A 19,602-nucleotide genomic window follows, 5' to 3' on the forward strand; every position below is an offset into this window, starting at 1 on the left:
CTCCTGAGGGCCTGGGGGAGAGGATGGGGGAGCGCGGACTCAGAGCCCGAGGTCCTTGGCGATGATCGTCTTCATGACCTCGCTGGTCCCGGCGTAGATCCGGTTGACGCGGGTGTCCGCGTACAGGCGGGCGATCGGGTATTCGAGCATGTAGCCGTAGCCGCCGTGCAGTTGGAGGCACTTGTCGATGACTCGGCCCGCGACCTCGGTGCAGAACAGCTTGGCCCTGGCTGCGTCGGCGGGCGTGAGCTCACCCGCGGCGTGCTCCTCCAGAGCGCGGTCCACGAGGGCCTGGGCGGCGGCGACCTCGGTGGCGCACTCGGCGAGGACGAACTTGGTGTTCTGGAAGGCGGCGACCGGCTTCCCGAAGACCTGGCGTCCGCTCACGTACTCCTGGGCGAGGCCGATCGCGCCGGCGGCGTTGGCGTAGGCGCCGATGGCGGCGCCGAGGCGTTCCACGGCGAGGTTGTGGGTGAGGTAGGTGAAGGCCGCGCCCTCCTCGCCGAGGAGGTCGCGCACCGGCACCTTGACGTCGGTGAAGGACAGTTCGGCGGTGTCCTGGGCACGCAGGCCGATCTTGTCGAGTTTGCGGCCGACGGCGAAACCCTCGGACGTGGTGTCCACGCACAGGATCGAGAGTCCCCCGCGGCGGTCGGCGGGGTCGTGGGGCGAGGTCCGGCAGACGACCAGGATCAGGTCGGCCTGTGCGCCGCCGGTGATGAACGTCTTGGCGCCGTTGAGGACGTAGTACGTGCCGTCATCGGAGAGCCGGGCGCGCGTGGCGATGCCGGCGAGGTCGGAGCCGGTGCCGGGCTCCGTCATGGCGATCGCGGTCATCGTCTCGCCGGACAGGAAGCCGGGGAGCCAGCGCTCCTTCTGCTCCTCGCTGCCGAACTCGAGCAGGTACGGCAGGACGAGGCAGGTGTGCACGGACTCCGCGCCGAACCCGACGCCCGCGCGCCCGCACTCCTCGCGGATCACGGTCTGGTACGTGAAGTCGGTGACGCCCGCGCCGCCGTATTCCTCGGGCACGTTGATGCCGAAGACGCCGAGGTCGCCGAGCTTGCGGTACAGCTCGCGCGGCACGTGGCCCTGCCGCTCCCAGTCCGCGTAGTGGGGGACGACCTGCTCGGCGATGAAATCGCGGACGGTCGTCCGGAACGCCTCATGGTCCTTGGTGAACACCCTGCGACGCACGGTCACGGTCCTTCCTCGCATGCCCGGCACGCTCGCCGAACGGAGTCTAAGTTAATTCGCGATAACCACACTGTCCAGGGTTTCGATGTAGTCCACAAGTATGGACGTCCTCGTTAGTGTGGATTAACTTATGCGCTGTAGGGCCTGTGGTTCATGCCCTTGTGGCACATCAGCGGATCCCTAGAAATTCACTTCTGTCGGCTCCCCGGGGCGTCTCACGGCCCGGTCCTGAACCCCGGCATGCGCAACGAAGCGAGGACCAAGCACATGACCGACAGCAACGCCGTCGTGGAACACCGCACGCTCTTCATCGGCGGCCGCTGGGCCGAGCCGGCCGGCCGCGACACCATCGAGGTGATCTCGCCCGTGACCGAGCGCGTCGTCGGCCGAGTGCCCCACGCGACGCCCGAGGACGTGGACCTCGCGGTCGCCGCGGCACGTGAGGCGTTCGACCACGGCCCGTGGCCGCGGCTGCCGCTCAAGGAGCGCATCGAGGTCGTCACCCGCATCAAGGACGCCCTCGCCGCCCGCCACCAGGAGCTCGCCGAGCTGATCACCCTGCAGAACGGCTCGCCCATGCTGTTCTCGGTGCGAGGCCAGGCGCTGTCCGCCGTCGGCACCTTCGGAGTCGCCATCGCCGCCGCCGGGCGGTTCCAGGAGGAGGAAGAGCGCCAGGGCACCGGCGGCCCCGTCCTCGTACGCCGCGAACCCGTCGGAGTCGTCGCCGCGGTCACCCCGTGGAACGTGCCCCAGCTGACCATCGCGGGCAAGCTCGCCCCGGCCCTGCTCGCGGGGTGCGCCGTCATCCTCAAACCGTCGCCGGAGACCCCGCTCGACGCCCTGTGGCTGGCGCAGGTGTGCGCCGACGCGGGACTGCCCGAGGGCGTCCTCAGTGTGCTGCCCGCCGACCGTGAGACCAGCTCCTACCTGGTGTCTCACCCGGGCGTCGACAAGGTCGCCTTCACCGGCTCGGTCGGCGCCGGCAAGGCGATCGCGGCCGCAGCCGCCCAGAACCTCACCAGGGTCTCCCTCGAACTGGGCGGCAAATCCGCCGCGATCCTGCTCGACGACGCGGACCTCTCCGTCGCCGTGCCCGCGATCGTGGGCGGCACCTGCGCGGCGAACAGCGGCCAGGCGTGCGTCGCCCTGACGCGGGTCCTCGTACCTGCCGCCCGCTACGACGAGGTGGCCGCCGTCCTCGCCGGCGCCTTCGCCGGGCTCAAGGTCGGCGACCCGTCGGACCCCGGCACCGTGGTCGGCCCGATGGTGACGCGGAAGCAGCAGGAGCGGAACCTCGACTACATCCGCATCGGCCAGGAGGAAGGTGCCAAGGTCCTTACCGGCGGCGGCGTCCCCTCGGGCCTGACCACCGGCTGGTACGTCGAGCCGACCCTCTTCGGCGACGTCACCAACGACATGCGGATCGCCCGCGAGGAGATCTTCGGGCCGGTCGTCTGCCTCATCCGCTACGGGACCGAGGACGAGGCGGTCGCCCTCGCCAACGACTCCGAATTCGGCCTGTCCGGCGCAGTGTTCGGCGCCGACGAGGCGCGCGCCACCGAGATCGCCCGCAAGGTGCGCACAGGCACCGTCACCGTCAACGGCTTCCGGCTCGACCTGGCCGCCCCCTTCGGCGGCTACAAGAACTCAGGCATCGGCCGCGAGTTCGGCCCCGAGGGCCTCGCGGCCTACTTCGAGTACAAGACCGTCAACCTGCCGGCTCCGGCCAAGGCCTGACCGACCCCACGACCATCGAGGAGAAGAACCCCGTGCACGCAGCAATCCTGCACAACACCGGAGACGACAGCCTGGACGTGAGGGACGTCGAGACCGTGTCCTTCGGCCCCGGCCGCGTCCGCGTCAAGATGCACAAGGCCGGCCTGTGCCACTCCGACCTGTCGGCCATGAGCGGTGTGCTCGCGCACCCCGCGCCGTTCATCCCCGGCCACGAGGGCGCCGGCGAGGTGGTCGAGGTCGGCGAGGGCGTCACGCACGTCAAGCCCGGCGACCGCGTCATCGTCTGCTGGATGCCCCCGTGCGACAAGTGCCCCTCCTGCAAGGCGGGCGAGGGCCACATGTGCCGCAGTGGCTACCGCAACCTCGGCAACCCCAACTTCAAGGACGGCGAGACGATCGTCCCCGGCATGCTCGGCGCCGGCACGTTCGCCGAGGAGACGGTCATCGCGGCGTACGCGGCGATCCCGATCCCCGACGACGTGCCCTACGAGATCGCCGCCCTGATCGGCTGCGGCGTCACCACCGGCATAGGTGCCGCCCTCAACACGGCCGAGGTGAAGCCGGGTTCGTCGGTCGTCGTGATCGGCCTCGGCGGCGTCGGCATCAGCATCCTCCAGGGCGCCAAGGTGGCCGGCGCCGCGCGGATCATCGCCGTCGACCCGACCGCCGGCCGCCGTGAGATGGCGCTGAAGTTCGGCGCCACCGACGCCGTCGCCCCCGAGGACCTGGCACAGACCGTCAAGGGCATCACCGGCGGATTCGGCGTCGACTACGCCTTCGAGGCCGTCGGCAAGGCGGCCACGCTGCGCGCCGCGTACGACGTGACCCGCCTCGGCGGCACGGTCTGCCTGGTCGGTGCCGGCTCCCGTACGGAGATGACCGACATCAGCATGGGTGAACTGGTCATGAGCGAGAAGGCGATCCTGCCGTCGTTCTACGGAGGCGGCGACATCCGCCGCACCTACGCCACGATCATCGACCTGTGGCGCGCGGGCCGGATCGACCTCGACTCCATGATCACGCACCACGTCCCGCTGACGGACATCAACGAGGCGATCCGCCAGATGCACACGGGCGAGGCGCTGCGCACGATCATCGACATCGCGTAACGCATCACCAGGTGCCGGGGAGCCCAGCGACTGCGGCCCCGGCACCTTTCCGCGCCCGACGCCGCACGAGCCACCCGAAAATCGTTCGATGCCCGCGGCGCACCGCCGTACGGTGATCGTTTCGACGACCGCGGGTGTACGGGCAGCTTGTTCCGGAGTCCCCGCGCCACGGACACCCGGAGGACGGACATCATGGAGCAGTACCACGGCGGGGCCGACGAACGCTTCGGGGCCGTCGCCGAAGCGTTCGCGCGGAACTTCGACGAGTTCCCCGAACTCGGCGCCGCCGTCTCGGTGTTCGCAGGCGGACGCAAGGTCGTCGACCTGTGGGGCGGCGTCGCGGACGAGCGGACCGGGCGTGCCTGGGAACAGGACACCGCTGTCCCCGTCTTCTCGGTGGCCAAGGGCCTGGTGAGCCTCAGCGCGCATCTCCTCGCCCAGGACGGGCGGCTCGACCTCGACGCTCCGGTGAGCCGGTACTGGCCGGAGTTCGCACAGCACGGCAAGGAGACCGTCACCACCCGCATGGTGCTCGGGCACCGGGCGGGAGTCCCCGCCCTCGACCGCGTGCTGTCCTTCGAGGAGATCGCCGCGTGGACACCGGTGATCCGCGCGATCGAGGAACAGAAGCCGCTGTGGGAGCCGGGCACCGCGTACGAGTACCACGGCCACGTCTTCGGCTTCCTCGTCGGCGAGGTGATCCGGCGCATCACGGGCCGCACCCCGGGCGCCCGCTTCCGCCGTACGGTCGGTGACCCGCTCGGGCTGCGGGCCTGGATCGGCCTGCCCGCCGACGAGTCGGACCGGGTGGCCCGGCTCGTCGAGGCCGAGGGGCGGCCCGGGATGCCCGGACCCGACCATCTGCTCACGCGCATCGTGACGATGAACGGCGCGCTGGTCTTCCCCGGCCTCGAAGAGCCGCACGGCTGGAATGACCCCGAACTGCACGCCATGGAACTCCCGGGAGCCGGCGCCGTCGGCTCCGCGAGCGGCCTCGCTGGCCTCTACGCGGCGGCCGTCACCGGAATCGAGGGCCGCGAACGGCTGCTCACTGCGGACACGGTGACGGACGCGCTGCGCGAGGTGTCCTCCGGCGAGGGGTGGCTCGGCTTCGACGCCGGAGCGCGCTGGGGGTCGGGCTTCCTGCTCGACTCGCCGTCCTTCCGTCCGATGCTCGGCGCCCGCAGCTTCGGGAACGACGGCGCCGGAGGCCAATTCGCCTTCGGTGACGACGAGTTCGGGGTCGGATTCGCCTATGTGGCCAATCGCATGATCGGTCACGGCGACGCCCGCGCCAACCGCCTGATCGCGGCTGTACGCGAGTGCCTCGGCGCGTGATGCCGCAGGGGTGAGGGCGGCCCGTCGCCCTCACCCCCGGGCTCAGACCTTCGTCCGCCCCTCGGGCGCGGGCGTCGCGTCCGGCGCGTGGGCGACCACGGGCCCGCCCTCGACCAGCCGCCGGATCCCCGGCGTGGCGACGGCCGCGACGGCCATGGCGGCGACCAGGAACCACAGCCCGCCCACGGCCGACCCCGTACGGTCGACGACCACGCCGATCCCCATCGGCCCGAAGCCGCCGCCCAGGTTGCCCACGGCGTTGATCACGGCGATGCCGGACGCCGCCTGAATCCCCGTCAGGAAGCGTGAGGGGAGCGACCAGAGCACCGGCTGCCCCGCGAAGATGCACATCGCCGCCAGGCTGATGAAGGCCATCTGGAGCACGTGGTTGTCGGTCAGGGCGCTGGCCGCGAGGCCGAGGGCGCCGAGGGCGGCGGTGCCCGCGATCCACGGGTAGCGGGTGCCGCTGCGGTCCGCGAGCTTCGGTACGACGTACAGGCCGATGGCCACGAAGACGTACGGGATGGCGGTGATGAAGCCGGTGGCTGTCGTGGAGAGGCCGCCGAAGCCGTCGACGATCGTCGGCAGCCAGAAGCTCAGCCCGTAGGCGCCCAGCGGGAAGCACAGGTAGAAGAGCGACAGCAGGAGTACGCGCCGGTCGCGCAGCGCTCGCAGCGGACTGCCGTGTCCGCGCTCGCCCAACGCGTCGGCCTCGGCGGCGAGTTCACCCGCGATCCAGGCCCGCTCGTCGGCCGCCAGCCAGCGCACGCCCTCGGGCCCGTCGGGCAGGAGTCGCAGGGTGACGAAGCCGAGGACGATCGCCGGCAGGCCCGTCGCGATGAAGATCCACTGCCAGCCCTCGAGCCCGAACGTGCCGTCGAGGTCGTCGAGCGCGCCCATCACGGGGTTGCCGATGATGAAGGCGAGCGGTGCGGACATCATGAACCAGCCGGTCATGCGCGCCCGGTAGCGGTACGGGTACCACTTGGTGAGGTAGTAGAGGACTCCCGGGTAGAAACCGGCCTCGGCGACACCGAGCAGGAAACGCGCGGCGTAGAACTGCCAGTCGGTGGTGACCAGCGCCGTCAGCGCGGTCACCACGCCCCAGCTGAGCATGATGCGGGTGAACCAGCGGCGCGCGCCGAAGCGGTCGAGGTAGATGTTGCTGGGCACCTCGAAGATCGCGTACGCGATGAAGAACGCGACCTGGCCGAAGGTGAACGCGGCGTTCGACAGGCCCAGTTGGTCCTGGAGCGTCAGCTTGGCGAAGCCGACGTTCGACCGGTCTATGTACGCCACCAGATACAGCAGGACCAGGAACGGCATCAGCCGCGAGGTCACCGCCTTCATGACTGTCGATTCCACGGCTCTCCCACGTCGTTCGTGCCGGATCCGCGTCGATCCTCTGGACACGCCGGGACCGTATCGTGATTTGATAGCACCATTGAAGGGCTGTGTCGGACACGGCTTGATCACGGCCGCGGTCACGACCGCCGCCGCCGCACCGGAAGGACCACACATGGCCGCGCTCGAACCCAAGCCAGCCGACAGCGAGGCGGCGCCGCTGCGCTCCCGCGCCTGGTTCGGCGACGGCGGCAAGAACGGCTTCATCTCCCGCCACCATCTGCGCGCGACGGGCCGCGGCGGTCACAATTTCGACGGCCGCCCGGTCATCGGCATCTGCAACACCTTCTCCGAACTGACGCCCTGCAACGGCCACCTCCAGCTCATCGCGGACGCCGTCAAGCGAGGCGTCCTCCAGGCCGGCGGCTTCCCCCTCGAATTCCCCGCCATGTCGCTCGGCGAGCCGTTCCTGCGCCCCACCTCGATGCTCTACCGCAACCTCGCCGCGATGGAGATCGAAGAACAGATACGCGCCAACCCCCTGGACGCCGTCGTCCTGCTCACCGGCTGCGACAAGACCACCCCCGCCGCCCTCATGGGCGCCGCGAGCGCCGGCGTCCCGGCGATCGTCTTCACCGGCGGCCCGATGCTCAACGGCCGCTTCCAGGGCCGCAACGTCGGCTCCGGCACGGACATCTGGCGCATGACCGAGGAACTGCGGGCCGGGACCATCACCCAAGAGGAGTTCACCGAGTTCGAGAGCTCCCTCAACCGCAGCGCCGGTCACTGCATGACCATGGGCACCGCCTCCACCATGGCGTGCCTGACCGAGGCCCTCGGCATGATGCTCCCCGGCGGCTCGGGCCTGCCCGCCGTCGACGCACGCCGCGGCACCCTCGCCGAGGAGACCGGCGCCCGCGCCGTCGCACTCGCCGGCAGCGATCTCACCCCGGGGCGCATCATGACGCGCGCCGCCTTCGAGAACGCCGTCCGGATCAACGCGGCGATCGGCGGCTCCACGAACGCCGTCGTCCACCTCCTCGCCATCGCGGGCCGCCTCGGCGTGCCACTCGCCCTCGACGACTTCGACCGGCTCGGCGCCGAACTCCCGCTGCTCATCGACCTGATGCCCTCGGGCCGCTTCCTCATGGAGGAGTTCGCATACGCCGGCGGGCTGCCCGCACTCGTCAACGACCTGCGCGACCGGCTCCACCGCGACACGGTCACCGTCACCGGGCGAGGCCTCGTCGACAACTGCGAGGGCGCGCAGGTCCACGACCGCGAGGTGATCCGCCCGATGGACCGCCCCGTGCAGCCCGCCGGCACCGGCACCGCCGTCCTGCGCGGCAACCTCGCCCCGAACGGCGCCGTCATCAAGCAGTCGGCAGCCGACCCGAAACTGCTCAGCCACACCGGGCCGGCGCTCGTCTTCGACTCGCTCGAGGACTACCTCGCCGTCGCCGAGGACCCCGACCTGGACGTCACCGCCGACACCGTCCTCATCGTCCGCAACACCGGCCCCAAGGGCTATCCCGGCATGCCGGAGGTCGGAAACCTTCAGCTCCCGAAGAAGCTCCTGGACGCCGGTGTGCGCGACATGGTCCGCATCTCCGACGCCCGCATGTCCGGCACCGCCTTCGGCACCTGCGTCCTGCACGTCGCGCCCGAGGCCGCGGTCGGCGGCCCGCTCGCCCTCGTACGCACCGGGGACGACGTATGCCTCGACGTGCCCGCCCGACGCCTCGACGTACTGGTCGAGGAGGGCGAGCTGGAGCGGCGCCGCACCGAGTGGCAGCCGTCGGCACCCCCCGCCGACCGCGGCTGGACCTACCTCTACACCCAGCACGTCACCCAGGCCGACACCGGTGTGGACCTCGACTTCCTGGTCGGGGCCAGCGACTCCGCCCCGCCCCGCCAGGCCTTCTGAGAGCCCGCCATGAGCACTGAAAAGACACAGCAGCTGACGAAGGACATCGACGCCCTCGTGCGAGGTGTCTCACCCGTACTCGAAGTCCCCTTCCACGACGACGGCGCGCTCGACCCCGACGGCTTCGCCACGGTCGTCGACCGCGTCCTGGCCACCGGCGTCGGCTCCGTGATGTTCCCGGGCTTCGCGAGCGAGTTCCACAAGCTCGACGCGAGGGAGCGGGACCTGCTCACCGGCCTCCTCCTGGAGCGCACCCGCGGCCGGGCGGACACCGCCGCGATCGTGTCCGTCCCCGACCACGCCACCCGGCACGCCGTCGCCCAGGCCGTCAGCGCCGCCGAGCGCGGGGCCGACGCGGTCAACCTCCTGCCCCCACACTTCCTCGGCCCTTCGCGGGACGCCGTACTCACCCACGTACGGTCGGTGCTCGCCGCCGTCGACCCGCTCCCCGTCGTCGTCCAGTACGCACCCGCCCAGACCGGCACCGCACTGGACGCCCCGACCCTGCACACCCTCGCCGCCGAACACCCCAACCTGCGCTGGGTGAAGGTCGAATCGGCCCCGCCGGGACGCCTGATCGCCGCCCTCGCCCACGGGAAGCGCCCGCTGCCCGCCCTCGTCGGCTACGCCGGACTCCAGCTCCCCGACGCCCTCCGCCGCGGCGCGATCGGCGTCCAGCCGGGTTGTTCCTTCACGGAGTTGTACGTCGAGCTGTGGCGCCGCTGGGAAAGCGGCGACGAGAGGGGCGCCGTCGCCCTGCACACCCGCATGACGCCGTACCTCTCCTACTGGATGCAGGGCGTCGAGCTGATCGTCGCGGCCGAGAAGGAGATCTCCGTGCGCCGCGGCTGGTTCGGCTCCGCCCACTGCCGGGCACCGGGGCACATCCTGGACGCCGAGGAAATCGCCATGATCGACCGGTTCTGCGCCGAGTTCGCCGATATGGTGCCCGAGCTGGTGCGATGATGCCGCGAGCACACCACACCCGGTCCTCAGATTCCCACCGGAGGTGTGACAATCGACAACGCACCGGACGGGATCACCGGCACCCGATGCACACGACGACACAGGGAGTGGCGTGGAACTTCAGGGCCTGCACGGGCAGGTGGTCGACCGCATCGGCCTGTCCCTCGCGGCGGACGAGATCCGCGCCGGGGAGGTCCTGCGCCTGGAGGACGTCCAGGAGCGGTACGGCGTCTCGCGCACGGTCGCACGCGAGGCCGTCCGCGTGCTCGAGTCCAAGCGGGCGGTGACCAGCCGCCCGCGCGTCGGTATCACGGTCCGCCCGATGACCGAGTGGAACCTCTACGACCCTCAGGTCATCCGCTGGCGCCTCGCCTCACCCGGCCGCGAGATCCAGCTGCGCGAACTGGCGGAACTGCGCGCCGCCGTCGAGCCCTCCGCGGCGGCCCTTGCGGCGACGAGCTCCGACGTGGAGGCCCGCGACGCTCTTTCCGTGCACGCCCGGTCCATGGCGAGCGCGGCGCACGCGGGCGACAGGGCCGGCTTCGTCGACGCGGACGCGGCCTTCCACCGGGCGCTCCTCAAGGCATCGGGCAACCGGATGTTCGCCCAGCTCGCGGAGGTGACGCGGGAACTCCTCGTGGCCCGCCGCGAGCTGTCCCTCATGCCGCACGACATCGACATGGCCGCCGTGCAACGCCACCAGGAGGTGGCCGAAGCGGTAGCCGCAGGCCGCTCGGCCGAAGCGGCGCAAGCAGCAACGGCCATCGTCGACGCCGCCCACAGCGAGGTCGAGAACCTGCTGGCGAGCGGGTCCTGCGGGTACGGGGCCTGAGGGCGCAGCAGTGCCGACCAGCGGGCCGCGGACAGGGAAGCCAGCTGGATGGTGGCGCCGGCCAGGACTCCCGCAGTCGTGAGCAGGTGGTCCGGGGCATCGCTTGCCACCAGACACAGCAGCGCGGTCACAGCTGAGGCATGCGCGAGCAGCACGGGCGGGAGGACCCGGGTCTGCCCGAAGCGGTAGAACAGGCGGGCATATTGGGGTCCCGCGAGAGCCTCGGCGACGGCGAAGCCGCCGGTCACCAGGCCGGCCGTTGAGTAGGAATCGGTCCGGTCGTGCACCAGCCAGACGATGCCGAGGCTCGTCATCGCGATGCCGAGGCGTCCGACGGTGGCGGTCACGAAGAAGGCAGCAGCACCCGGTGTGCGGAGCAGGGTGCGACAGGTCGCCGACGGCACGGTGCGTCCCTTTCGCTGCCCGGCGGGGCGAACCACCCGGGGCCGTCGGCGTCCGAAGGGGCCGACCCGTGGTCATCGCCTGGAACCGTCCAGTGCCGGCGTGGAGAGGGGACGCACGCCCCACGCCGACTCCGTCACCGGGCAGAAGTCTCCCCTGCGGCCGACTGATGTGCGTCTGAAGGCGAGCGGGGAGCGGGGGCCTGCCGCGCATGCACCAGGACCCGCTCCCTGATCGGCCTCAGGCCTTACGCGGCCGAGTTCCCCGAAGCGATGCCGAAGGCCGGGTCCGGTACGGACTCCGGGGACAGCAGCACCGAGGAACGTCCGTCGACGCCCACCGGCACGTCGCCGTCGATCGTCACGCGGCGCAGCTTGCGCTCATGGTCGTCGGAGTCGTCCACGCCGTAGTGCTGCGTGGCGCGGTTGTCCCAGATGGCGACGTCCCCCTCCTGCCACTGCCAGCGCACCGTGTTCTCGGGCCGCTCGATGTGCGACTGGAACAGGTCGACGAGCGCGCGCGAGTCCCGGCCGGTCAGCCCGGCGATGCGCTGCACGAAGTTGCCGAGCAGCAGCACGCGCTCAGCTGTCTCCGGGTGCACGCGGACCACGGGGTGCTCGGTGAGGAACTTGATCGACGCGAACACCTCGCGGAACCGGGCGAGTTGCTCCGGAACGGCGTCGGGACGCAGCGCGGCGTAGTCGTAGTCGTTCGAGTGCACGGCGCGCAGACCGTCGGCCAGCGCCCGCAGCGGCTCCGGCAGATTCGCGTAGGCGGAGGCCGTGTTGGCCCAGATGGTGTTGCCTCCGTAGGGCGGCACGGTCACCGCGCGCAGGATGGAGAACGCCGGGTAGGCAGGCACGAAGGTGACGTCCGTGTGCCACTGGTTGGCGCGGCCGCCGTGGTCCGAGTCGATCGGGAACGAGTAACGGCCGTCCAGGGACGGGACGGTGGGGTGGGCGACCGGCGTGCCGAGGAGCCGGCCGAACGCCTCGTGGCTGTCCTCGTCCAGGTGGTCCTGGCCACGGAAGAAGACGACCTTGTGGCGCAGCAGCTCCGCACGGACGGCCGCGACCGTCGCGGGCGAGAGATCGCCGCCGAGGCGTACGCCGGAGATGACGGCGCCGAGTCGGCCGCCGACCTTCTCGACCGTGATGCCCGGGTCGGCGGATGCGGGAGCCGGGCGGGTATGGGTGGCGGGTGCGGAGGTCATGGGGGAAGTCCTTTCGGGAGGCGCTCGGGACGCGTCGGTGCCCAGGAGCCAATTGGGCTCTGAGCGGAAGTAATTGAGGCGGCAGGACGGCGCCTGCATGTCGGGAGGGACCGACGGCTGTGGCGGGTGCGGTGTGGGAGCCGCCGCCCGGCCGGAGTGGCCCTTTCACTCTGCGCGGACGGACGAAAGCAGATCGCCTGCGTTGCGCTTCAGATGCGGAAGGTCGCCTGACAGCGGCCCGTACACGCCACCGGCGCATCGCGCCGGGCTTCGACGGGCCGCGACGTGGGAGCGGTCGTCGCGGTCATGTCCCGGAGCGTCGCAGCGCCCGCGACGCACCGTCAAGCGCGGTCCGGCTCCCGCCGCGGCATCACCTGATGGTTGAATCGGCGCCTGCGCACAGGCCCGCACCGCATGCCTCGGCTGTCGTGAAACCGCTTGTGACCAGGGACGTTTCACCTGGATCGGCAGTTGGTCCGACCCGTCCTCGCGGGGCACACGGGACGCCACCGCACGCGCCTCGCAATTTCACGCCACCGCAATACAGCCGCCATCACCGCCGGTGGAACCCGCACCGAGAGGGACACGATGATGCTCGCCACCCCCGGCCCGCGCATGGCGGGCGACGGCCGGCGTGAGGCCAACGCCGCGACCGTTCTGCGCACCGTGCTCGACCACGGCCCCGTGGCCCGCAGCGGCATCGCCCGGCTCTGCGGCCTGAGCCCCGCCGCCGTGTCGCGACAGTGCACAGATCTGGCCAGGCTCGGCCTGGTCCGCGAACTGCCGGAACTGGCGGTGGGTGGCACGGTGGGCCGGCCGCAGATCCCCGTCGACCTGCACACGGGCGAGGCCGGAGGGCCCGTGGCGGGCGGGGTGCACCTGGGCGTTCCCATGTCCACCTTCGGCGTCGTGGACCTGCGCGGCCGGGTCCTGGCCCGGCACGTGTTCGCGCACGACGGAATCGATCCGAAGGACCTGCCAGGTCACGTCGCACGCGGGATGCGGGAGTTCCTGGACCGTGCCGTGCGGGGCCGGCCGCTGCTGGGGGTGGGCGCGGCCGTGGGCGGCTGGGTCGACCCGGGGGAGGGGACGGTCGTACGGCACGACGCGCTCGGCTGGCAGCGCAGGCCCCTGGCCGCCGAACTCGCCCGGGGGCTCGGCGGTCTCGACGTGCGGCTCGACAACCACGCCCGCGCCATCGCGCAGTCCGAGATCCTCTTCGGCAGGCCCGCCGCACGGCGCAGCCTCGTGCACCTGTTCGTGGGCAACGTCGTCGACGCGGCACTCGGCATCGCCGGGGTGGTGCACCAAGGGCCCGGTTCGGGCGCCGGTGATGTGGCGCATCTGCCGGTGCCGGACTCCACGGCACCCTGCCCGTGCGGGCGCACCGGATGCCTGGAGGCGACCGCGTCGAACACGGTCCTGGGCCGGGCGGCCGTGCGGCGCGGCATCGTCCCGGAACCCGACACGTCCCTGGTGGTGGACGCCGCCGCGACCGGTGACCGACGGGCCGACCGACTCCTGCGCGAGCGGGCCAGGGCGGTGGGGCGCGCGACGGCTCTGCTCCTCGACGTTCTCAATCCCGATCTCGTTGTGGTGACCGAGCAGTCGAGCCTCCTCGACCCGGACTACCTGGAGGAGATCCGGGGAGCCGCGGTCGACCTCTCCCACGTGTGCGACGACCCCGAACGCATCGTCAGTCCACATGCCGGACCGGGTGTCCTGCCGGTCGCGGCCGGGACGGTTCTCCTGAATCCCCTGTTCAGAGGCCCTCTTCAGGCATTGGAAAGTGGCCCGTCCGTGGCCGCGTGTGACTGACCCATGTCCGGGATACGGACATCGCCGGTTGACCGCTCCGGCGCGCCACTGTCATATTGCTCCCGTGAATCCGGACATGCGCCTCGTCTCCCGCAGGCACGTCGACCTCTGTCGACAGGCCAGCGCGGTCTGTGCCGTCCATCTCTGACGCGGGACCAACCCCCTTACACCTGGGCTGACTTCCGCTCTCCCCTCCGCGCCTCTCGACCGTGCCCGAGCACGGCCGGCCCCGCGCGCTCTCCCTGCACGTCACGGCTTCCCCGGCACACGCGGCCTCTGAAGCGCTGCGCCTCCCATTAATTCCTGCCGCAGCGAAAAGAATCAGGCGCGCTGTCGTGCCTGGCGCTTCGACGTGCCTGGTCGGAGCGGTGCGCCCGGCCGGGCCGCGCCCCTCGACGCCACTGCGTCCCCTCGCCGTCCCTCCCCTTCCACTGTCCCTCTCCTCAACAGGCAGGCCTCGATGACCGAGCGGTACCCGTTCACGCCCCCAGACGTCTCCCGCCGCGGCACCCTGCGGGCCGCCGGCGCCGGCGCCCTGTTGCTCGGGCTCGGCCTGACCGGTTGCCGCTCTGCGGTCTCCGATGCCAACTCGTCGGCCAAGGAGGCCAGTTCGAAGCCCAGACGCGGAGGCACCCTTACCGTCGCCATCAACAGCGACTTCACCCCCAGCCTGCTGTTCGCCCAGAGCTCGCAGTCGTACCAGCACCGGCTCCTCTACAACACGCTCACCCGCTACGACGACGACCTGAAGCCGCAGCCCGAACTCGCCACCTCCTGGGACTACGCCGCGGACGGGCGCAGCATCACCCTGAAACTTCGCGACGACGTGACGTACCACGACGGGCGGAAGTTCACCGCCGACGACGTGGTCTTCGCGGTGAAGAACCTTCAGAATCCGGTGCGGGCAGCACAGTTGAGGGCGACCGCGTTGGCCGTGAGCGCTTTCGAGAAGCGTGGCGACCACGAGGTGGTGCTCAAGCTGGCGCACCCCGTGGCCAACCTGTTCGACCTCTTCGAATTCATGATCATTACGGACCGGCACTCCGTCGAGGACGCGGTCAAGGGCAAGAAGCTCAACGGCACGGGACCGTTCCGGCTGAAGAAGTGGAGCCCCGGCTCGGGCCTCGCACTCGTACGCCACGACGCGTACTGGCAACCGGGCCGCCCCTACCTCGACGGCGTCGAACTGCGCGTGGCGGCCCAGGCGGACACGCTGGTCTCCTCGCTGCGATCGGGCCAGTCCCAGCTGTCCTATCAGGTCCCGGGGAAGAGCCTCGCCGCCGTCAAGGGCAATCCGGACCTCACGATCACGAATTACGACACCGGCGACGGCGCCACCTACGTGGGCGTCAACACCACTGTCGCGCCGCTCGACGACAAGACGGTCCGCCAGGCCGTCGCCTGGGCCGTCGACCGTGAACGCATCGTCGAGCAGGCGCTCGGCGGCTACGGTCTGGCCTCTGCCGCACCCTGGCCCAAGTCGTCGCCCGCCTACACCGAGGCGGGCCGTACCCACTACACGCACAACCCGGCCAAGGCCCGGGAGCTGCTGAGGTCCGCCGGTCTCAAGAAGCTCCGACTGCCCCTGCTGCACCTCAGCCTGCCGGGCGAGACCGCCATCGCGGAATCGGTCCAGTACGACCTGAAGCAGGTGGGCATCGAGGTCGAACTCCAGCCCACCGACCCCGCCACCGCCCAGAAGAAGCTCATCTCCCAGGACATGCCGGCCCTTTGGACCATGAGCCACGGCTTCGCCCAGGTACAGCCGTCCACCCTCGCTGTGAGCGCCTATCCGTTCAACGAGGCCAAGAACACCTCCAAGTACCGCTCCGCCGCCTACACCAAGGTGGTGCGCGAGGCGTGGACCACCAGGGACACGTCCGGCGCCGCGGCCAACGCGCAGTACCGGAAGATCTCCCGCACGCTGCTCGACGAGGCCTTCATCATCGACCTGGCCATCCGTGGCCGGGTGCAGGTGGCGAGCAGGAAGCTGCACGGCGTCACGCTCAACAAGTTCTCGTACCTCAACCTCGACGACGCGTACCTGGTCTGACATGCGCAGCTATTTCCTCAGGCGGCTGCCGTCCGCCCTCCTCGTCCTCGCGCTCGCCTCCTTCCTCATCTTCGCGATCCTTCGTCTGGTCCCTGGTGACCCGGCAAGCTCCCTCGCGGGGCCGGACGCGAGCGCCGAGACCGTCGCCGCCATCCGTCGCCAACTCGGTCTGAACGAACCGCTGTTCACCCAGTACGGCAGCTGGATCGCCGACCTCGTGCGCGGCGACCTCGGACCGTCGTACGCGATCGGCGGTGACACCGCCGACCTCATCCGTGACGGACTCGGCGCCACCGCCGAACTCACCGTGGGCGCCCTGCTGTTCGTGATCGTGCTCGGCGCGGGCTTCGGGATCCTCGGTGCCACCTCGCGCAGCCGCTGGGTCAAGGCCGCGGTGCGCGTCGCCACCACCGGGGCCCTGGCCGTACCGCCGTTCGTCACCGGCGTCCTGCTCGTGCTCGTCTTCGCCGTGCTTCTCGGCGTCCTCCCGCCGGGCGGCCGCGTGTCGGTCCTGACCGCTCCCGACCTCGGCGCCCAGTACCTCCTCCTGCCCTCGCTGTGCCTCGCCCTGCCGGGCGCCGCCGTACTGGGCCGCTACCTCAAGGACGGCATCGAGCGCACCCTCGCCGAGGACTACGTACGCACCGCCACCGCCGCGGGCATCGGGCCGCGCCGCCTGCTGTGGCGGCACGCCCTGCCCAACGCGCTGCCGCCCGTGGTCACCGTGCTCGGCATGCAGATCGGTCACCTCCTCGGCGGCGCCGTACTCGTCGAAGCGATCTTCGCCTGGCCGGGGCTCGGGCAGCTCGCGGAGCAGGGGCTCACCCGCCGCGACTATCCCGTCGTCCAGGACCTGCTGCTGCTCCTCGTCACCGTCTTCGTCCTCGTCCAGCTGCTCACCGACGCCGTGTACGCGTGGCTCGACCCCCGGATCAGGTGGGAGTAACCGCCATGACCACCACCGAACTCGCCGCGCGCCGCCCGCCGCGCGCCCGCAACCCCTACCTGGCCGCACTCGGCACCGTCCGGGGCCGCGCCGGCATCGCGCTCGTGGCCTTGGTCGTCCTCGCCGGACTGCTCGCACCGCTGCTGGCAGGCCAGGGCCCCACCGACCAGAGCGGTGACGGACTCCGGCCTCTCAGCAGCCCCGGCCACCCGCTCGGCACCGACGATCTCGGCCGCGACCTGCTCAGCCGGGTCCTCTACGGCATCCGTGCCGACCTGGGCATCATCGCCGTCGCCGTACCGCTCGGCGCCCTCATCGGCTGCGCTCTCGCTCTGCTCGCCGCCGCACACCCGGTCGTGGACACCGTCGTGCAGCGTTCCTTCGACCTGATCCTCGCCTTCCCCGGGCTGATCCTCGCCCTCGCGGTCACCGCCATCCTCGGCCCGGGACGGCTGCCCGTCGTCCTGGTGATCGCGCTCGCCGAGATTCCCGTGTTCGGACGGCTGCTGCGGGGCGGGATCCTCGTACAGAGGGAACGTGAATACGTGGTCGCGGCGCGGGTCGGCGGGACCTCACGCTCCCGCGTCCTCGTCCGCCACATCCTGCCGAACGCGGCCGACCCGATCGTAGTGCAGATCGCCGTGTCCCTCACGGTCGCCGTCTTCGTCGAAGGCGCCATGAGCTTCCTCGGCGTGGGAGTGCGGCCTCCGCAGCCCACCCTCGGCAGCGTCCTCAGCCAGTCGGTGCCCTATCTCGCGCAGGCCCCCCAGTTCGCGGCCGGCCCCCTGATCACCGTGACCGCTCTCGTCCTCGGCCTCTCCCTGACCGCCGAGGCCCTCAACCGGGAGATACGACGATGACGATGACCGTTCTGCTCGAAGTAAGAGACCTGGGCGTCGAGTTCACCGGCCCGGACGGGACTGCGCTGCCCGCGGTCCACGACGTGTCCTTCACCCTGCGCCGCGGCGAGACCCTCGCCGTCGTCGGCGAATCCGGATCCGGCAAGTCCACCACCGCGCTCGCCCTCACCCGGATGCTGCCCGGTACCGGGCGCGTCACCGGCGGGACCGTACTCCTCGACGGCCGTGACCTCGCCTCCGCGGGACCCGAGGAACTGCGCGCCGTCCGCGGCGCACGGATCGGCATGATCTTCCAGGACCCGATGACGGCCCTGAACCCGGTCCTCACGGCGGGGCAGCATCTGGACGAGGTGCTGCGCGCCCACGGTGCCGGAGACCGGACCGGGCGCCGTGCCCGCGCCGCCGAACTCCTCGACCTGGTCGGCATCCCCGAGTCACGCCGGCGTCTAGACGACCATCCGCACCAGTTCTCCGGCGGCCAGCGCCAGCGCATCCTCATCGCGATGGCCCTGGCCAACGAGCCCGACGTCCTCATCGCCGACGAGCCGACCACCGCCCTCGACGCCACCGTCCAGGACCAGATCCTGACCCTGCTCGCCACACTCAACAAGGAGACAGGAACAGCCCTCCTCCTCATCACGCACAACATGGGCGTGGTCGCCCGCGCCTGCGAACGCGTACTGGTGATGTACGGCGGCACCGTCGTCGAGGACGGACCGACCGCCGCGGTACTCACCCGGCCGCGGCACCCGTACACCGCCGGCCTTCTCGCCGCGGTGCCGCGACTCTCGGCCCCGTCCGGTGCCCGGCTGACCGGCATCCCCGGCAGCCCGCCCGACCTGGCGCTCCTGGGCGGCGGCTGCGCCTTCGCCGACCGGTGCGCCCTGGCCGAGGACCGCTGCCGCGTCAGCGCACCACCCCTGACCGAGGCCGTGGACGAGCGACGTGTCGCGTGCTGGCCCGCCGCCGAGAGCCCGCAGTCCCTGCCGGAGCCGGCTCGGCCCGAGCGCATCGAACGGCCCGCCCCCGGGGCGGTCGTCCTCGCAGCAGAGAACATCCGCAAGGTCTACCGGGGACGCGGCGGCCCCCGTGCCCGCAAACGCGATTTCACCGCACTCGACGGGGTCTCGCTCACGCTCGCCGCGGGGGAGACTCTCGGCGTCGTCGGCGAGTCGGGCTCGGGCAAGTCCACGCTCGCCCGCGTCCTGGCCCACGCCCACCCGGCCGACGGCGGGACGCTGCGGCTGCGCGGCGACGACATCACCCACCCCACGCGCAAGGCCCTGCACGCGGTGCGCCGCGAGGTGCAGATGGTCTTCCAGGACCCGTACGCCTCCCTCAACCCCCGCATGACGGTGGGGGAGATCATCGCCGAACCGCTCGTCGCGTTCGGTCTTGGCGACCGCGACGAGCGCCGGGGCCGCGTCGCGGACCTGCTGCGACAGGTCGGGCTCGACCCGTCGGTGGCCGGCCGTCACCCGCGTTCCTTCTCCGGAGGCCAGCGTCAACGCATCGGCATCGCAAGGGCGTTGGCGCCCGAACCGTCCGTCCTCATCTGTGACGAGCCCGTCTCCGCCCTCGACGTGTCGGTGCAGGCGCAGATCGTCAACCTGCTCTCCGACCTCCGGCGCGACCTCGGCCTCGCTCTGATCTTCATCGCCCACGACCTGGCGGTGGTCCGCCAGGTCAGCCACCGGATCGCCGTGATGCACAAGGGCCGGATCGTCGAGAGCGGGAGCGCGGACGACGTCTGCGAACGCCCCCGCGACCCCTACACCCGCTCCCTGCTCGCGGCCGCCCCCGACCCCGTACCCGTGGGTGCGCCCGTATGACCGCCACCCCGACGACGACCCGCCCGCC

At 71.2% G+C, this 19,602-nt stretch carries 15 protein-coding genes; 12 read left to right on the forward strand and 3 right to left on the reverse strand.

The window, feature by feature from the left end:
* Positions 1–39 precede the first annotated feature (39 nt).
* On the reverse strand, positions 40–1,197 hold the full coding sequence (locus tag AC07EJ_RS01880; RefSeq protein ID WP_389490188.1) for an acyl-CoA dehydrogenase family protein: 1,158 nt from the start codon (positions 1,195–1,197) through the stop codon (positions 40–42).
* A gap of 267 nt (positions 1,198–1,464) precedes the next feature.
* Here AC07EJ_RS01880 and AC07EJ_RS01885 point away from each other — a divergent pair, with 267 nt between their 5' ends.
* The 3 genes from AC07EJ_RS01885 (at position 1,465) to AC07EJ_RS01895 (ending at position 5,381) form a co-directional block, all read left to right on the forward strand.
* Entirely contained in the window at positions 1,465–2,934 is a 1,470-nt protein-coding gene (locus AC07EJ_RS01885) for an aldehyde dehydrogenase (protein WP_393585029.1), read from the forward strand.
* Between the two features lie 32 nt (positions 2,935–2,966).
* Positions 2,967–4,043 carry a zinc-binding dehydrogenase gene (locus AC07EJ_RS01890; RefSeq protein ID WP_393585031.1) on the forward strand — a complete coding sequence of 359 codons (1,077 nt, stop codon included), beginning with the start codon at positions 2,967–2,969 and terminating at the stop codon, positions 4,041–4,043.
* 192 nt (positions 4,044–4,235) lie between these two features.
* Positions 4,236–5,381, forward strand: a complete 1,146-nt coding sequence (locus AC07EJ_RS01895) for a serine hydrolase domain-containing protein (RefSeq protein ID WP_478883529.1) — start codon at positions 4,236–4,238, stop codon at positions 5,379–5,381.
* A gap of 42 nt (positions 5,382–5,423) precedes the next feature.
* Here AC07EJ_RS01895 and AC07EJ_RS01900 read toward each other — a convergent pair whose 3' ends face one another.
* On the reverse strand, positions 5,424–6,746 hold the full coding sequence (locus AC07EJ_RS01900) for an MFS transporter (protein ID WP_389490154.1): 1,323 nt from the start codon (positions 6,744–6,746) through the stop codon (positions 5,424–5,426).
* 154 nt (positions 6,747–6,900) lie between these two features.
* Here AC07EJ_RS01900 and AC07EJ_RS01905 point away from each other — a divergent pair, with 154 nt between their 5' ends.
* The 3 genes from AC07EJ_RS01905 (at position 6,901) to AC07EJ_RS01915 (ending at position 10,450) form a co-directional block, all read left to right on the forward strand.
* Positions 6,901–8,652, forward strand: coding sequence for an IlvD/Edd family dehydratase (locus AC07EJ_RS01905; protein WP_389490156.1), 1,752 nt, complete (start codon positions 6,901–6,903; stop codon positions 8,650–8,652).
* Positions 8,653–8,661: 9 nt separating this feature from the next.
* A complete protein-coding gene (locus tag AC07EJ_RS01910) occupies positions 8,662–9,618 on the forward strand; it encodes a dihydrodipicolinate synthase family protein (protein WP_389490158.1) in 957 nt (318 codons plus the stop codon).
* Positions 9,619–9,730: 112 nt separating this feature from the next.
* Entirely contained in the window at positions 9,731–10,450 is a 720-nt protein-coding gene (locus AC07EJ_RS01915) for a FadR/GntR family transcriptional regulator (protein WP_389490161.1), read from the forward strand.
* 649 nt (positions 10,451–11,099) lie between these two features.
* Here AC07EJ_RS01915 and AC07EJ_RS01920 read toward each other — a convergent pair.
* Complete coding sequence (locus tag AC07EJ_RS01920; RefSeq protein WP_389490164.1) at positions 11,100–12,065, reverse strand: TauD/TfdA dioxygenase family protein; 966 nt, start codon at positions 12,063–12,065, stop codon at positions 11,100–11,102.
* Between the two features lie 588 nt (positions 12,066–12,653).
* On the opposite strand from AC07EJ_RS01920, the gene AC07EJ_RS01925 reads away from it, so the two are divergent.
* From AC07EJ_RS01925 to AC07EJ_RS01950, 6 genes are all read left to right on the forward strand, one after another.
* Complete coding sequence (locus AC07EJ_RS01925; protein ID WP_478883530.1) at positions 12,654–13,883, forward strand: ROK family protein; 1,230 nt, start codon at positions 12,654–12,656, stop codon at positions 13,881–13,883.
* A gap of 76 nt (positions 13,884–13,959) precedes the next feature.
* The gene (locus AC07EJ_RS01930) at positions 13,960–14,031 is read left to right on the forward strand and encodes a putative leader peptide (RefSeq protein WP_389490190.1); all 72 of its coding nucleotides are present in this window, start codon (positions 13,960–13,962) and stop codon (positions 14,029–14,031) included.
* 312 nt (positions 14,032–14,343) lie between these two features.
* Positions 14,344–15,936 (forward strand): ABC transporter substrate-binding protein, encoded by a 1,593-nt coding sequence (locus tag AC07EJ_RS01935; protein ID WP_478883531.1) that lies wholly within the window; start codon positions 14,344–14,346, stop codon positions 15,934–15,936.
* Position 15,937: 1 nt separating this feature from the next.
* Complete coding sequence (locus AC07EJ_RS01940; protein ID WP_478883532.1) at positions 15,938–16,882, forward strand: ABC transporter permease; 945 nt, start codon at positions 15,938–15,940, stop codon at positions 16,880–16,882.
* A gap of 5 nt (positions 16,883–16,887) precedes the next feature.
* Positions 16,888–17,742, forward strand: a complete 855-nt coding sequence (locus AC07EJ_RS01945) for an ABC transporter permease (protein WP_478883533.1) — start codon at positions 16,888–16,890, stop codon at positions 17,740–17,742.
* Positions 17,739–19,574, forward strand: a complete 1,836-nt coding sequence (locus AC07EJ_RS01950) for an ABC transporter ATP-binding protein (RefSeq protein WP_478883534.1) — start codon at positions 17,739–17,741, stop codon at positions 19,572–19,574. Before AC07EJ_RS01945 ends, AC07EJ_RS01950 begins: the two co-directional genes overlap by 4 nt.
* The last annotated feature ends 28 nt before the right edge of the window (positions 19,575–19,602 follow it).

It is taken from the genome of Streptomyces sp. NPDC045026 (assembly GCF_056432625.1).